Below are 13,789 nucleotides of genomic sequence, written 5' to 3' on the forward strand. Positions count from 1 at the left end.
CCGTCGTCGACGGCGATGGTGTGGAACTCGCGCGGCACCCCGCCCGCGGCCCGCACCGCGTCGGCGACGATCTCGCCGACGTCCTTCAAATGCACGTGGCCCGGCACGAACTGCGTGTAGGAGTTGGCGATGGCGACGATCGGCTTGCCGAAGTCGTCGTCGGTCATCCCGGTCGCGCGCCAGAGGGCGCGCGCGCCGGCGGCTTCCCGGCCGACGGTGGTGGTACGAGACCTCAAGGCAGGCATGGAGAGTCCTTTGCGGCGAGCGGGCGGTGGAACCAGTCCAGTCTACGCGCCCGCGGCAAGGTCATTCGCCGGCATTGTTCGGCGGTCGCGGGCGATGTCGGTCGGGGCCGGAACACGTCAGATCCCGAGTACCGCCTTGGCGATCGAGAAGTAAATGAGCAGGCCGGTGGCGTCGCAGAAGGTGCTGATGAATGGGGTGGAGAAGACGGCGGGGTCGACCTTGATCGCGCGCGCCGCCAGCGGCATGAGACCGCCGACGGTGGCCGCGACGGTACACACCGACACGATGGTCAGGCCGATCACGGTGCCGATTCCCCAGCCGTAGATCGCCCCGGCCACCACGAATCCCACCAGGCCGAGCGACGCACCCATGGTAAGCCCCACCCGTACCTCCTTAAAGGCCACGCGGGGGGCGTCGGAGCCCTCGACCTCGTCGGTGGCCAGGGCGCGGGTGACGGTGGTCGCCGCCTGTGAACCGGTGTTGCCGCCGATGCCGGTCAGCAGTGGGATGAACAGCGCCAGCGCCACCTTCTGCTCCAGGGTCCCCTCGAAGATCTCCAGCACGTTGACAGTGAGGATCGCCGAGACCGCCAGCACGAACAGCCACACCACACGGGCCCGGGTGATCGCAAGAGTCGACGATTGCAGGTACGGCGTCTTCAGCGGCTCGCGCGCACCCGCGCGCGCCTCGTCCTCATCGCGGGCGGCGTCGACGACCTCGGCGGCATCGTCGAGGGTCAGGACGCCGATCAGTCGGTCCTCGCTGTCGACGACCGGCAGCGCGAGGACGCCGCGGTCCACGCACCGCCACGCGGCGGACTCGGCGCTCTCGCCGGCCTGCGCGAAGATCGGCGCGTTCGCGTACGCGGCGACCGGGTCGGCCGGATCGGCCAGCAGGATGTCGCGCAGGCCGACGACCCCGACCAGGCGGCGCTCATGATCGACCACGGGGATCGAGTAGATGGTCTCCGCCTCGCGGCCGCGGAGTTTGATCCGCTCGATCGCCGATCCGGCGGTGTCGTCGTTGAAGACGTGCATGTACTCCGGGCTCATCCGCCGGCCCACCGACCCGCGGGGGAATCCGAGCACCACCGCGGTGGCCTCGCGCTGCGCCGGTGACAGGTCGCGGATCAACTGCTTGGCGATTGTTGCCGGCAACTCGTCGAGGAGTTCGGCACGATCGTCCGGCTCGAGGTGGTCGAACGCCTCGGCGACGTCGGCGGTGCCCAGGGTGGCGACGAGTTCGGCCTGCACGTCGGGATCAAGGTGGTCGAAGACGCGGACGGCGCGGTCCTTCGGAAGCAGCCGGAATGCGATGGTTCGCGATTTGCGCTCCATGGCCTCGAGAACGGCGGCGGCGTCCTGCGCGGGCAATCCGGCCAGTGTGTCGGCCGCCGGCGCGAGTGCGCCGCCGTCGATCGCCTGTTGCAGGTGCTTGGCGCGGACCGCGGTCTGCATCGGGCGTCCTAGTCCTCGTCGGTGAACCGGGCATCGCGCTCGGCGGCGAACGGATCGGGCACGCGGCCCCCGCTGCGCTCGGCGATCGCCGGCAAGTCGTGGAATCCGACGGCCGGCAGCGGGATCCGGTCGCCGAGCGTGGTCACCGCACGTGCTGCCGACCACTTGGGGAACTGCAGCCCGGCGAGGTCCGCCCAGCCGACTCTGTCGCTGCGGAAGGTGCGGACCGCCGTCAGGCCGTCGTCGTCGACGACGGTGCGCAGGCGGCGGATCCAGAAGATCAGCGCCACCGGGGTGAGCAGGGTCCACCACAGGTAGGCGAAATTGACCCCGGCGAAGATCAGGGCGATGACCAGCACGCCGATGGCGGCCAGATGGGCGACCCCCGAAAGGCGGATGACCAGGGGCGCGGCGGTGCCGTCGTCGTCGGTGGATTCGGCGGCCGGGGAGTCGTCTGGATGATCGGCGGGGGAGTCGGGGTCTGCCACGCGCTCATTGTGGCATCCGCCGCGCTTCGCGGCCGCGGCAGGCGACCGCGTCGCAGTGCCCGGTTTGACTAGCGGTGGCACGCGGACCTAGGGTTGTCCTCGTGATCAGCAATGGGATTCTCGTAGTACTCGGTCGGCGCGTCGCCTGACCGGTCACTTTGTAGACCCCCGTCACGATCGACGCGCCCCTCGCACAGCCACGGCTGTCGAGGGTTTTTTATTGCCCACATACGCCCAAGAAGTACATCCGGCCAAGAAGAAGGAAGCACGCTCGTGAGCGCTCCGATAGCAGACGCCATCGGCGCCGACTCTGCGCAGACGTTTGAGACGCTGCGCACGAAGTCGCCCGCCGGCGGCACGTTGCGAACCTCCCACTCGAGAACAGTGGCCCCCGAGCGGGTCAGCGGCGCCCAGTCGGTCGTCCGCTCGCTCGAGGAACTCGGCGTCGACGTGGTCTTCGGTATCCCTGGCGGTGCCATCCTGCCCGCCTACGACCCGCTGCTGGACTCGCAGAAGGTGCGCCACATCCTGGTGCGCCACGAGCAGGGTGCCGGCCACGCCGCTACCGGCTACGCGCAGATCGCGGGCCGGGCCGGGGTGATGATGGCCACGTCCGGTCCGGGAGCGACCAACCTGGTGACTCCGCTGGCCGACGCGCAGATGGACTCGGTCCCGGTGGTGGCCATCACCGGACAGGTCGGTCGCGCCCTGATCGGCACCGACGCCTTCCAAGAGGCCGACATCTCCGGCATTACGATGCCGATCACCAAGCACAACTTTCTGATCAGCAACGCCGCCGATATCCCCAGGGTCATGGCGGAGGCGTTCTACCTGGCCGAAAGCGGGCGCCCCGGCGCCGTGCTCGTCGACATCCCGAAGGACATCCTGCAGGCACAGACGACATTCTCGTGGCCGCCGCAGATGGATCTGCCGGGGTACCGGCCCGTCACCAAACCGCACGGCAAGCAGGTCCGCGAGGCCGCGCGAATGATCCTCGCGTCGATGACACCGGTGCTCTACGTCGGCGGCGGTGTCCTCAAAGCCAACGCGGCGCCGCAGCTCAAAGAGCTGGCGGAGCTGACCGGCATTCCGGTCGTCACCACCCTGATGGCGCGGGGCGCATTCCCCGACAGTCACCCGTTGCACATCGGCATGCCCGGCATGCATGGTGCCGTGGCGGCCGTCGCCGGTTTGCAGCGCAGCGACCTGCTGATCACGCTGGGTGCTCGTTTCGACGACCGCGTCACCGGCCAGCTGGATTCGTTCGCGCCGGATGCGAAGGTCATCCACGCCGATATCGATCCTGCTGAGATCGGGAAGAACCGACACGCGGACGTCCCGATCGTGGGCGATTGCCAGGCGGTCATCATCGAGTTGATCGAGGCGCTGCGCGCAGAACTTGCCACCGGAGGCAAACTGCCTGATCTGACGCGGTGGTGGGCCTATCTCGACGACCTGCGCACGACCTTTCCGCTCAGCTACGACAAACAGTCCGACGGCTCGCTGTCGCCGGAGTTCGTCATCGAGCAGTTGGGCAAGGCGGCCGGACCCGATGCCGCCTATGTCGCCGGCGTCGGGCAGCACCAGATGTGGGCGGCGCAGTTCATCTCGTACGAGAATCCGCGCACCTGGCTGAACTCGGGTGGTCTGGGCACCATGGGGTACTCGATCCCCGCGGCGATGGGCGCAAAGATGGCCGACCCCGATCTTGAGGTGTGGGCCATCGACGGCGACGGCTGTTTCCAGATGACCAATCAGGAATTGGCCACCTGCGCGATCGAAGGCATTCCGATCAAGGTGGCGTTGATCAACAACGGCAACCTCGGCATGGTGCGCCAGTGGCAGACCCTGTTCTACGAGGAGCGGTACTCCAGTACCGATCTCGCGACCCATTCGCGCCGCATCCCCGACTTCGTGAAGCTCGCCGAGGCACTCGGTTGCGTCGCGTTCCGTGTCGAGCGCGAGGAGGAGGTCGCCGAGACGATCGCCAAGGCGCGCGAGATCAACGATCGGCCCGTCCTCATCGACTTCATCGTGGGCGCCGATGCCCAGGTGTGGCCGATGGTGGCCGCAGGGACCGGGAACGACGAGATCATGGCGGCCCGCGGTATCCGGCCGCTGTTCGACGACGATGAGGCGGCCGCCGAGCCGGCCGCGATCCACGAGGCAATGGTCCTCGGCGAAGAAGCCGGGGAGCGCACGCTGGAGGAGGACAAGTGACCACTACCCATACGCTGTCGGTTCTGGTCGAGGACCGTCCGGGCGTGCTCGCGCGCGTGTCCGCCCTGTTCTCCCGGCGTGGGTTCAACATCGCCTCACTGGCGGTCGGCCCGACCGAGATCAAGGGGATGTCGCGCATGACGATCATCGTGGAGGTGGCCGACTTCCCCCTCGAACAGGTCACCAAGCAGCTCAACAAGCTGATCAACGTGATCAAGATCGTCGAGCAGGACCCGGAGCACTCGGTCAGCCGCGAGTTGGTGATGATCAAGGTGCGCGCCGACGCCCCCCAGCGTGCCGAAGTGCTTCAGATCGTTGACTTGTTCCGCGCGCACATCATCGACGTGGCGCCGGAATCGCTGACGATCGAGGCCACCGGTACGAGTGAGAAGCTCGACGCACTGCTGCGGATGCTCGACCCGTACGGGATCCGCGAGATCGCCCAGTCCGGCGCCGTCACGCTGGGGCGCGGTCCGCGGAGCATGTCCACCAACCGGTAGCGTTCGCGCACCTGAGACAATCAGAAACAACCAATCGGTCGACGCCGTCGGCCATCACATCTGAAGGGAACCAACTGTGGCAGTCGAGATGTTTTACGACGACGACGCCGACCTGTCGATCATCCAAGGCCGCAAGGTCGCGGTGATCGGCTATGGCAGCCAGGGGCACGCGCATTCGTTGTCGCTCCGCGACTCGGGCGTCGACGTCGCCATCGGGTTGCGCGAGGACTCGCCGTCGCGGGCAAAGGCGCAAGAGCAGGGCCTGAAGGTCATGACCGCGGCCGAGGCCGCCGCCTGGGCCGACGTGATCATGGTCCTGGCCCCGGACACGAGCCAGGCCGCAATCTTCACCGAGGACATTGAGCCGAACCTGAAGGACGGCGACGCACTGTTCTTCGGCCACGGTCTCAACATCCATTTCGGTCTGATCAAGCCGCCGGCCAACGTGACCGTGGCGATGGTCGCGCCGAAGGGACCGGGTCACCTCGTCCGCCGTCAGTTCGTCGACGGCAAAGGGGTGCCGGCCCTGATCGCCGTGCACCAGGACCCGAAAGGGGAGGGGCAGGCCCTCGCGCTGTCCTATGCCAAGGGCATCGGCGGCACCCGTGCGGGTGTCATCAAGACCGACTTCAAGGAAGAGACCGAGACCGACCTGTTCGGTGAGCAGGCCGTGCTGTGCGGTGGCACCGAGGAACTCGTCAAGACCGGTTTCGAGGTTCTGATCGAGGCCGGCTATGCGCCGGAGATGGCCTACTTCGAGTGCTTGCACGAGCTCAAGCTGATTGTCGACCTCATGTATGAGGGCGGTATCGCCCGGATGAACTACTCGGTGTCCGACACCGCCGAGTTCGGCGGCTATCTCTCGGGTCCGCGCGTCATCGACGCCGACACCAAACAGCGCATGCGCGACATCTTGACCGACATCCAGGATGGTTCGTTCGTCAAGCGCCTCGTCGCCAACGTCGAGGGCGGCAACAAGGAGCTCGAGGCGCTGCGCAAGGAGAACGCCGAGCACCCGATCGAGGTCACCGGCCAGAAGCTGCGCGACCTGATGAGCTGGGTCGACCGGCCGATCACCGAGACCGCATAGATCTTCGGCGACGCCAGAAACGAACCCCGCGCCTTCCACGGCGCGGGGTTCGTCTTTCGCTATTGGGCCGCCGCTCGATGAGGCTGGGCCCCACCTCGTCAGACCAGGCGGTCAGATCAGGTGGAAGCCGCCGTACTCGGTGCGCGCGATACGCGACATGATCGGGCCGATGTTGGTGCCGGTCTCCGGTCCGATGCATGCGGTGAAGTAGTAGGCATTCACCATGCCGACGAGGCGGGTGCCGACGGTCACAGGGGCGCCCGAGTCACCTTCGATGACGCACATCTGGGAGAAGTGGGTCTCGTTGTCAGAGGCCCAGGCCACGCCGCAGGTCTGGCCGGTCGTGCGGCCGGTCTTGCACATGATGGTCGGGAACTGCACCGGGCGCGTGTCGATGCTGGCGATGGTGGTGCCGCGGACGGTGCGCCGGGGTGCGACTTTGCTGTTGAACTCGATGATCGCCATGTCGAGGTCGGGGGTGGAGAAGGTGATCGTGCCGATCTGCCCGCGGTCCTGGTACACCTCGGAGAAGACGCGCTGGCCGGGCGTGCCGCAATGGCCGGCGGTAATGCCGATCAGGCGATTGCCGTTGCGGGAGCGGCCGATAGCGGTGAGCGTGCACGCCGACGCCGATGTGCCGCCCTTCAGCACGAGGATGCCCGAGCCGCCGCCCACCGGAATCGAGGGAGCGGCCGCGGCGGGACCAGAACCCACCCCGCCGAGCGTGAGTGCCGCCATAACCGCGAAGATGGCGGTCAGCTTCCGTGTCATCAACAAACTCCACTTCGTTGGTCTCGAGAGTCGTGCCCCCGGACTATTTTTGCGCGCAATGCGCAAGCACGCCCACACTACCCAGGTGGGCCAGGTGCTGGCAGCTTCGGGCAGACCCCGAGATACTACCGTGATCGCCCCGTTCACGCCGACTCGATTCACTTTGCCCCTTGGCGAGTGGGCACGCTCACATCGCGTCGGCGCACCCCCGGCCGCCTGTGACGAGCAGTTCGGCGACAACTAAACTCTGGGTGAGTACCGGTGCGATCTGCCCGGATATTGACTATCGCAACGCCGTCAGGAGACACCCGTGACCGCAGCTGGCCGTCCAGTTGTCCTAATCGCCGACAAACTGGCCCCTTCCACCGTCGAGGCGCTCGGCGACGACGTCGAGGTGCAGTGGGTCGACGGGCCCGACCGCCCGAAGCTGCTCGAGGCGGTCGCGGCCGCCGACGCTCTGCTGGTGCGCTCGGCGACCACCGTCGACGCCGAAGTGCTCGCGGCCGCACCCAAGCTGAAGATCGTCGCGCGGGCCGGTGTCGGTCTGGACAATGTCGATGTCCCGGCGGCCACCGAGCGCGGCGTGATGGTGGTCAATGCCCCCACCTCGAACATCCACTCGGCGGCCGAGCACGCGATTGCGCTGCTGATGGCCACCGCGCGGCAGGTGCCCGCCGCTGATGTGACGCTGAAAGAGCACACCTGGAAGCGGTCGTCGTTCTCCGGTGTCGAACTCTTCGACAAGACTGTCGGTGTGGTGGGCCTCGGGCGCATCGGCCAGCTCGTCGCCGCTCGGCTGGGTGCATTCGAGACCACGCTGATCGCCTATGACCCGTACGTCTCGGCCGCCCGCGCCGCGCAGCTGGGCATCGAGCTGGTGACGCTCGAGGAGTTGCTCGAGCGGGCCGACTTCATCACCGTCCATCTGCCGAAGACGCCGGAGACCGCGGGCCTCATCGGCGCCGAGCAGCTCGCCACGACCCGCAAGGGCGTCATCATCGTGAATGCCGCCCGCGGTGGGTTGATCGACGAGCAGGCGCTGGCCGACGCCATCGTGTCCGGGCAGGTCCGCGGTGCGGGACTCGACGTTTTCAACTCCGAGCCGTGCACCGACTCACCGCTCTTCGAGCTCGATCAGGTCGTGGTCACCCCGCACCTGGGCGCCTCGACCGCGGAGGCCCAGGATCGGGCCGGTACCGATGTTGCCAAGAGTGTGCGCCTGGCGCTGGCCGGCCACTTCGTGCCCGACGCGGTGAACATCACCGGCGGGGCCGTCGACGATGAGGTGGCTCCGTGGTTGGAGCTCGCGCGCAAGCTCGGTGTCATGGTGGGTGCGATCAGCGCCGACGTGCCCGCCTCGGTCACCGTGGACGTCCGCGGCGAGCTGGCCGCCAGCAATGTCGATGTGCTGGGACTGTCGGCGTTGCGCGGCGTGTTCTCGGCCACGACCGACGAGCCGATCACCTTCGTCAACGCGCCCAGCGTTGCGCAGACGCGCGGGGTGAGTAGTGAGGTCACCCGGGCGACGGAGAGCCCCAACCACCGCAGCGTCGTCGATGTGCGCGCGGTGTTCCCCGATGGGTCGTCGCACAATGTGGCCGGCACACTTTCGGGTCCGCACGAGGTGGAGAAGATCGTCAACATCAACGGCCGCAGCTTCGACCTGCGTGCAGAGGGCCACAATCTGGTGGCCAGTTACGTCGACAAGCCGGGCTCGCTGGGCAAGATCGCCACCGCTCTTGGTGCCGAGGGAGTGGACATCCAGGCCGCGGCGCTGTCTCAGGATGTTGAGGGCGACGGTGCAACGGTCATGCTGCGCATCGACCGCGAACTGTCCGACGAGCTGGTCGCGACGATCGGTGACTCGGTCGCGGCGAGCCTGATCAAGCAGGTGGACCTGTCATGAAGCTGGCTGTCATCCCCGGTGACGGGATCGGTCCCGAGGTCGTCGCCCAGGCACTGCGGGTGTTGGCGAAGGTCGACCCCGATTTGACCACCACCGAGTACGACTTCGGCGCGCGCCGCTACCACGCGACTGGTGAGCTGCTCACCGATGCGGATGTGGCCTCCTTGCGCGAGCACGACGCGATCCTGCTGGGCGCCATCGGCGATCCGAGTGTCCCCTCGGGCGTGCTGGAACGGGGTTTCTTGCTGAAGCTGCGCTTCGTGATGGACCATCACGTCAATTTGCGTCCGTCGATTTTGCTCGACGGGGTGTCATCGCCGCTGGCGGGCGATCCGAAGATCGACTTCGTTGTCGTGCGCGAGGGCACCGAGGGGCCGTACACCGGCAACGGGGGCGCGATCCGGGTGGGCACGCCGCACGAGGTGGCCACCGAGGTGAGCGTCAACACGCGCTACGGCATCGAGCGGGTGGTGCGCGACGCTTTTGCGCGCGCCCAGGCGCGGAGCAAGCGGCTGACGCTGGTGCACAAGACCAATGTGCTGACGTTTGCCGGCTCGATGTGGCAACGCACCGTTGACGAGGTCGGTCGGGAATTCCCCGATGTCGCCACTGACTACTGCCACGTCGACGCGGCCACGATCTACCTGGTGACCGATCCTGGCCGGTTTGATGTCGTCGTCACCGACAACCTCTTCGGTGACATCATCACCGACATCGCGGCAGCGGTATCGGGTGGCATCGGCCTGGCCGCATCGGGAAATATCGATGCCACCGGCACGAATCCCTCGATGTTCGAGCCGGTGCACGGCAGCGCGCCCGACATCGCGGGACAGGGGAAGGCCGATCCGACCGCGGCCATCCTGTCGGCGGCCCTGCTGCTGCGCCACCTCGGCCGTACCGAGGATGCCGAGCGCGTCGAGAAGGCGGTGGCCGCCGACGTCGCCGAGCGCGGTGACGGTCCGCTCAGCACCGTCGCAACCGGGGATCGGATCCTCGCGCGCGTTTAGGCCACTGCGGCCCGCACAGTTTCGTCTATCCCACTTCGATCGGAGTGGGATAGACGAGACCATGGGGTCTAGCTGACTCCGTGGCGTGCAAGCCACGGGCGGAGCAACGTAACTAGTCGTCCACTCCGGAGGGTTGCCCACGTCCAGCGGATCATCACGAAGCCCATGGCTCGCAAGTCGTCCTCACGCCGCTTCTCGCGGATCGTGACATCGGCGGCATCTTCTCCGGGCCGCGCCAGCCGACCGTACTTGGCGAGCCCGTCGAACTCGCCGAGCAGGTTCTCGCCCCACCCGAAGTCACACCGGTAGAGCTGTCCGCTGATCCCGGCCGCCGGGCGCTGGACGAGCGGACCGGGGAGGCCGGCGTCGATGATCTGAGCGCGACTCCAGGACTCGCCGACGCTTTCCGATCCCGGATCGGCGACAGCCAGCGCCCGGCGTGCCGGGCGGACTCCCGGACGGGGACCGTGCAGCGTGCGCGCCATCAGTTCACGGTCGGCGCCGCGGCGAAGCGCGCCGTCGAAGACGGTCAGCGCTTGCGCGAAGTCGCCCATCGTCGCCACATCGACGGCAGTGCGCTCGATGGTGGTCGCGCACACGCCGCCGATGTCGACCGTGTCGGCCGCGCAGAGATCGGCCGGATGTACGTGGCGGCCCGATCGGATGCCCCCGCCGCGGTTCTCGCCGGTGGTGACGTGCACGTGTGTCAGCGTGGGGTGGAGGAGGGGGAGGCCGTGAACGACGGCTGCCGACGTGTGGCTCAGCGGATGTCGTTGGGGCGTCGACGTCGTGGCAACGGCGATCGACCGGAGGCGGAACAGTTGTTCGGCACCCGCGGGCGTGGCGTAGTGCTCGCTGCCGTCCACATACACGCCCGGGGTCAACCGGAGGAGGTCGCCGGACCGGACGGCAGCGGCCAGTTCATCGTCGGAGAAGTCGGCGGCGAGTGCGTTTCCCCGGCGAACCAGGCCATACGCATCGAGGGGAAACCGTGTCATGTGTGGTTAGACGCTCGGGTGACTCGGACGGTTCCCGGTGCGATGTCGCCCGGTGGCCGTGCTGCCGATCTCGAGTCGCGCTGATCCCCCTCGATTTCGGCGGTGCAGCCTCGATCGAGGTGGGATTGCCGAAACGGGGTGGGGCTAGCACGGGTCGCGGGGGACCAGGGCAAGGGCAACGATGGGCGGCAGCGCGCACAGTGCGTACGCCCACGCATACCCCCAGTCTTCGATCGCGCCGGCAACGAGTGGCACGACGGCCGCGCTGACGACATATTGGCCGGTGTTCTGCACGGCTAGTCCGCGGCCACTCCAGGCGGGACCCGCGTACTCGGCGATGGCTGTGAACGCCAGGCCGTTGTCGGCGACGACGACGATCGACGCCGCGATCATGACCAGGACAGCGGCGGGGCTGCCGATCGCGTCGGTGGCGGCCAACGCGATCATGAGCAGTGCGGCCGCCGCCGCGATGACCCGGATCGGGCGCATCCGGGAGCCCCAGGTGTCCGACCAGCGGCCCGCGGCGATGCGGCCCAGCGCGGCCACGACCTGCGTGGCGGTGACCACTGCCCCGGCCTGCAGGGGCGGCCACTGGCGGGCGATCATCAACCAGGCGGGCACAAATGTCCACAGCGCCATCTGCGGCACGACCAGCAGCACGCTGACCACGTGTACGCGGGCCAGAAAGGTACTGCGTCGGTACGGGTTCGCGCTGGTGGTCGCCGCGGTATCCGCGGGTGGCGGGTCGGCGATCCACCGCCACGTTGCGGCCAGGGCCACCGCGGCCACCACGGCGAACACGGCGAAGCCGGCCGGCGCGCCGAAGCGGTGCGCCAGGACGGGGACCGTCAGTGCGGTAACCCCGACACCGAGGGGCTGGGCCATTTGCCGGATGCCCATTGCCGTACCGCGCTGTTCGACGGGGAACCAGCCGACCACGATTCGTCCGCTCGCGCCGTTCGTCGACGCGGCCACCGCCCCGCCGAGGACCAATCCCAACCAGAGTGCCCACGCGGCGGCGCCGGCGACGGCCGCGACGGCGGTCGCCGCCGTCGCCGCCACCGTCAGGGCCAGTGAGAGGAGCAGGATCCGGCGTTCCCCAACGCGATCGAGTGCCCAGCCCCACAGCACCGTCGTCGCCACCATCCCGACCATCGGCGCCGACGCTAGTATCGCTGCTGCCTGCAGGCTCATCCCGTCGCTGTGCAGCCGTGGGATCAAGAAGGCGACTCCGCTGGCCAGGCAGGTCGTCGCCATCGCGGCTAGCAGGGAACTCGCCAGGATCGCCCAGCGCCGGGGTTGGGGGACGGGCTCTGGCGAGGGCGGTCGCACGGGGCTCCTTCGGGGCAGAATCTCATTTAGTGGGAATTGCTGTTCCATATTGTAGAACCTCAGGGGGTGGTGTCCGCCTCGGCGTCCCGGCACGTGGGATAGGCTGGCGGCCATGCGAATAGGACGAGTGGCCACCCGTGACGGGATGGCATTTGCCGCGATCGACGGTCCAGCGGGCAACGAGACGGCCCGCGAAATCGCCGGTGACCCGTTCAGTAGCCAGAAGTTGACCGGGCGTAGCTGGCCGCTGACCGAGGTACGGCTGCAGGCGCCGATCATGGCGCCGATACTGGGGACCAAAATCGTCTGCGTGGGCAAGAACTATGCGGCGCACGCCGCGGAGATGGGTGGGGAGGCCCCGGCCGAGCCGGTGATCTTCCTTAAACCCACCTCGTCCATTATCGGCCCGGAGGCGCCGATCGTGCGCCCGCCGTCGTCATCGCGGGTGGACTATGAAGGTGAATTGGCCGTGGTCATCGGGCGGCTATGCAAAGACATCGTCGCGGCCGACGCGGCGAAGGTGATTCTGGGCTACACGATTGCCAACGATGTCACCGCGCGAGATCAGCAGAAGGCCGACGGTCAGTGGACGCGGGCCAAGGGCTACGACACATTCTGTCCACTCGGACCGTGGATCGACACCGATTTCGACCCCGCCGACGTCGAGATCCGCACTGAGCTGACCGGAGCCGGCGGGCAGGCCGCACTCAAACAGCAGTCGCGGACTTCGCTGATGCTGCACAGTGTCGGGAAGATCGTCGAGTGGGTGTCGACGGTGATGACTCTGCTGCCCGGCGATGTGATCCTCACCGGCACCCCGGAGGGCGTCGGCCCGATGGCGGCCGGGGAGCGGGTGTCGGTCAGTGTCGAAGGACTGGGCACCCTGAGCAACCCGGTAGTCGACAAATGAGCAGGCACGCAGCGTCGACGCTGGCGGAACTCAACGGCATCACCCTGGCGTACGACGATTCCGGTGGTGCTGGCGACCTCGTTGTCATGGTGATGGGCACCGGCAGCCCCGGCCGAGTCTGGAAGGCGAATCAGACGCCGGCGCTCATTGGCGCCGGCTACCGCACCGTCACTTTCGACAACCGGGGGATCGCGCCGTCTTCGGAGTGTGCGGAAGGCTTCACCCTCGACGACATGGTGGCCGACACGGCCGCCTTGATCGAACATCTCAACGCCGGTCCCGCCCACGTCATCGGGACTTCGCTCGGCGGCCGCATCACCCAGGAGTTGGCGCTGGCCCGGCCCGAACTGGTGCGCTCGGCGTCGCTGCTAGCGACCTACGGACGGCCGACGCCGCTGCTGGCCGCGCATGGGGCAGGTGAGCGTGCGCTCTACGATCAGGGGATCGAACTGCCGTCCGAATTCGCTGCGTCCATCACCGCGCATATGAACCTCTCGCCGCACACCTTGGCCGAGGACCGTGCTGCGCGCGACTGGCTCGACATCATCAAGTTCTCACCGCAGACCGTGACACCTGGTGTCCGTGCTCAGTTTGGGCTGCACGACGGCGAGACCGACCGGCTCGACGCCTACCGTCAGATCACCCGCCCGACGCTGGTCGTCGGGTTTGCCGACGACCGCACCCTGCCGGAGTTCCTAGCCCGTGAGGTGGCCGACGCGATTCCAGGCGCCGAGTACGCAGTCGTGCAGAAGGCCGGACACTTCGGATATCTGGAGCAGCCCGATCGGGTCAACGAACTCCTGCTCGAGTTCCTCGCCCGGCACTGAAGTTGGACTGATCAGCCCCTGTCTCTTATACACATCT

At 67.7% G+C, this 13,789-nt stretch carries 13 protein-coding genes; 7 read left to right on the forward strand and 6 right to left on the reverse strand.

Annotated features, from left to right (window positions below; all coding sequences use genetic code 11):
- The 3 genes from B4M62_RS03295 to B4M62_RS03305 form a co-directional block, all read right to left on the reverse strand.
- Window positions 1–245 (reverse strand): dihydroxy-acid dehydratase (locus B4M62_RS03295; RefSeq protein WP_290705125.1); only part of this gene is annotated, 245 nt, incomplete at its 3' end.
- A 117-nt stretch (window positions 246–362) separates the two neighbouring features.
- Entirely contained in the window at window positions 363–1,703 is a 1,341-nt protein-coding gene (gene mgtE / locus B4M62_RS03300; protein ID WP_290705128.1) for a magnesium transporter, read from the reverse strand.
- Window positions 1,704–1,711: 8 nt separating this feature from the next.
- Window positions 1,712–2,191 (reverse strand): PH domain-containing protein, encoded by a 480-nt coding sequence (locus B4M62_RS03305; RefSeq protein ID WP_290705131.1) that lies wholly within the window; start codon window positions 2,189–2,191, stop codon window positions 1,712–1,714.
- 273 nt (window positions 2,192–2,464) lie between these two features.
- Between B4M62_RS03305 and B4M62_RS03310 the strand changes: the two genes are divergently transcribed.
- From B4M62_RS03310 to ilvC, 3 genes are all read left to right on the forward strand, one after another.
- Window positions 2,465–4,411 (forward strand): acetolactate synthase large subunit, encoded by a 1,947-nt coding sequence (locus B4M62_RS03310; RefSeq protein ID WP_290705134.1) that lies wholly within the window; start codon window positions 2,465–2,467, stop codon window positions 4,409–4,411.
- Complete coding sequence (ilvN, locus tag B4M62_RS03315) at window positions 4,408–4,911, forward strand: acetolactate synthase small subunit (RefSeq protein WP_290705137.1); 504 nt, start codon at window positions 4,408–4,410, stop codon at window positions 4,909–4,911. Before B4M62_RS03310 ends, ilvN begins: the two co-directional genes overlap by 4 nt.
- 88 nt (window positions 4,912–4,999) lie before the next feature.
- Window positions 5,000–6,001, forward strand: coding sequence for a ketol-acid reductoisomerase (ilvC, locus tag B4M62_RS03320; RefSeq protein WP_290705158.1), 1,002 nt, complete (start codon window positions 5,000–5,002; stop codon window positions 5,999–6,001).
- Between the two features lie 111 nt (window positions 6,002–6,112).
- On the opposite strand, the gene B4M62_RS03325 is transcribed toward ilvC, so the two are convergent.
- Complete coding sequence (locus B4M62_RS03325) at window positions 6,113–6,772, reverse strand: serine protease (protein WP_290705140.1); 660 nt, start codon at window positions 6,770–6,772, stop codon at window positions 6,113–6,115.
- A 310-nt stretch (window positions 6,773–7,082) separates the two neighbouring features.
- On the opposite strand from B4M62_RS03325, the gene serA reads away from it, so the two are divergent.
- Entirely contained in the window at window positions 7,083–8,678 is a 1,596-nt protein-coding gene (gene serA, locus B4M62_RS03330) for a phosphoglycerate dehydrogenase (RefSeq protein ID WP_290705143.1), read from the forward strand.
- A complete protein-coding gene (locus tag B4M62_RS03335; RefSeq protein WP_290705146.1) occupies window positions 8,675–9,685 on the forward strand; it encodes a 3-isopropylmalate dehydrogenase in 1,011 nt (336 codons plus the stop codon). The genes serA and B4M62_RS03335 overlap by 4 nt, the downstream gene beginning before the upstream one ends.
- A gap of 68 nt (window positions 9,686–9,753) precedes the next feature.
- Here B4M62_RS03335 and B4M62_RS03340 read toward each other — a convergent pair whose 3' ends face one another.
- The gene (locus B4M62_RS03340; protein ID WP_290705149.1) at window positions 9,754–10,683 is read right to left on the reverse strand and encodes a hypothetical protein; all 930 of its coding nucleotides are present in this window, start codon (window positions 10,681–10,683) and stop codon (window positions 9,754–9,756) included.
- Window positions 10,684–10,827: 144 nt separating this feature from the next.
- On the reverse strand, window positions 10,828–11,940 hold the full coding sequence (locus B4M62_RS03345; protein ID WP_290705161.1) for an MFS transporter: 1,113 nt from the start codon (window positions 11,938–11,940) through the stop codon (window positions 10,828–10,830).
- A 187-nt stretch (window positions 11,941–12,127) separates the two neighbouring features.
- On the opposite strand from B4M62_RS03345, the gene B4M62_RS03350 reads away from it, so the two are divergent.
- Together B4M62_RS03350 and B4M62_RS03355 are read left to right on the forward strand one after the other, a co-directional pair.
- Window positions 12,128–12,925, forward strand: a complete 798-nt coding sequence (locus B4M62_RS03350; protein ID WP_290705151.1) for a fumarylacetoacetate hydrolase family protein — start codon at window positions 12,128–12,130, stop codon at window positions 12,923–12,925.
- Entirely contained in the window at window positions 12,922–13,752 is an 831-nt protein-coding gene (locus tag B4M62_RS03355) for an alpha/beta fold hydrolase (protein WP_290705154.1), read from the forward strand. Before B4M62_RS03350 ends, B4M62_RS03355 begins: the two co-directional genes overlap by 4 nt.
- Window positions 13,753–13,789 lie beyond the last annotated feature (37 nt).

The sequence above is a fragment of the Gordonia sp. UBA5067 genome (assembly GCF_002414845.1).
Classification (GTDB): domain Bacteria; phylum Actinomycetota; class Actinomycetes; order Mycobacteriales; family Mycobacteriaceae; genus Gordonia; species Gordonia defluvii.

Excerpts from the sequence above, each read along its gene's own strand:
- B4M62_RS03355 (WP_290705154.1), top strand. The coding sequence starts at position 12,922 with ATGAGCAGGCACGCAGCGTCGACGCTGGCGGAACTCAACGGCATCACC.
- B4M62_RS03345 (WP_290705161.1), bottom strand. The coding sequence starts at position 11,940 with ATGGCGACGACCTGCCTGGCCAGCGGAGTCGCCTTCTTGATCCCACGG.
- mgtE (WP_290705128.1), bottom strand. The coding sequence starts at position 1,703 with ATGCAGACCGCGGTCCGCGCCAAGCACCTGCAACAGGCGATCGACGGC.
- B4M62_RS03350 (WP_290705151.1), top strand. The coding sequence starts at position 12,128 with ATGCGAATAGGACGAGTGGCCACCCGTGACGGGATGGCATTTGCCGCG.
- B4M62_RS03340 (WP_290705149.1), bottom strand. The coding sequence starts at position 10,683 with ATGACACGGTTTCCCCTCGATGCGTATGGCCTGGTTCGCCGGGGAAAC.
- ilvC (WP_290705158.1), top strand. The coding sequence starts at position 5,000 with ATGTTTTACGACGACGACGCCGACCTGTCGATCATCCAAGGCCGCAAG.
- B4M62_RS03335 (WP_290705146.1), top strand. The coding sequence starts at position 8,675 with ATGAAGCTGGCTGTCATCCCCGGTGACGGGATCGGTCCCGAGGTCGTC.
- B4M62_RS03325 (WP_290705140.1), bottom strand. The coding sequence starts at position 6,772 with ATGACACGGAAGCTGACCGCCATCTTCGCGGTTATGGCGGCACTCACG.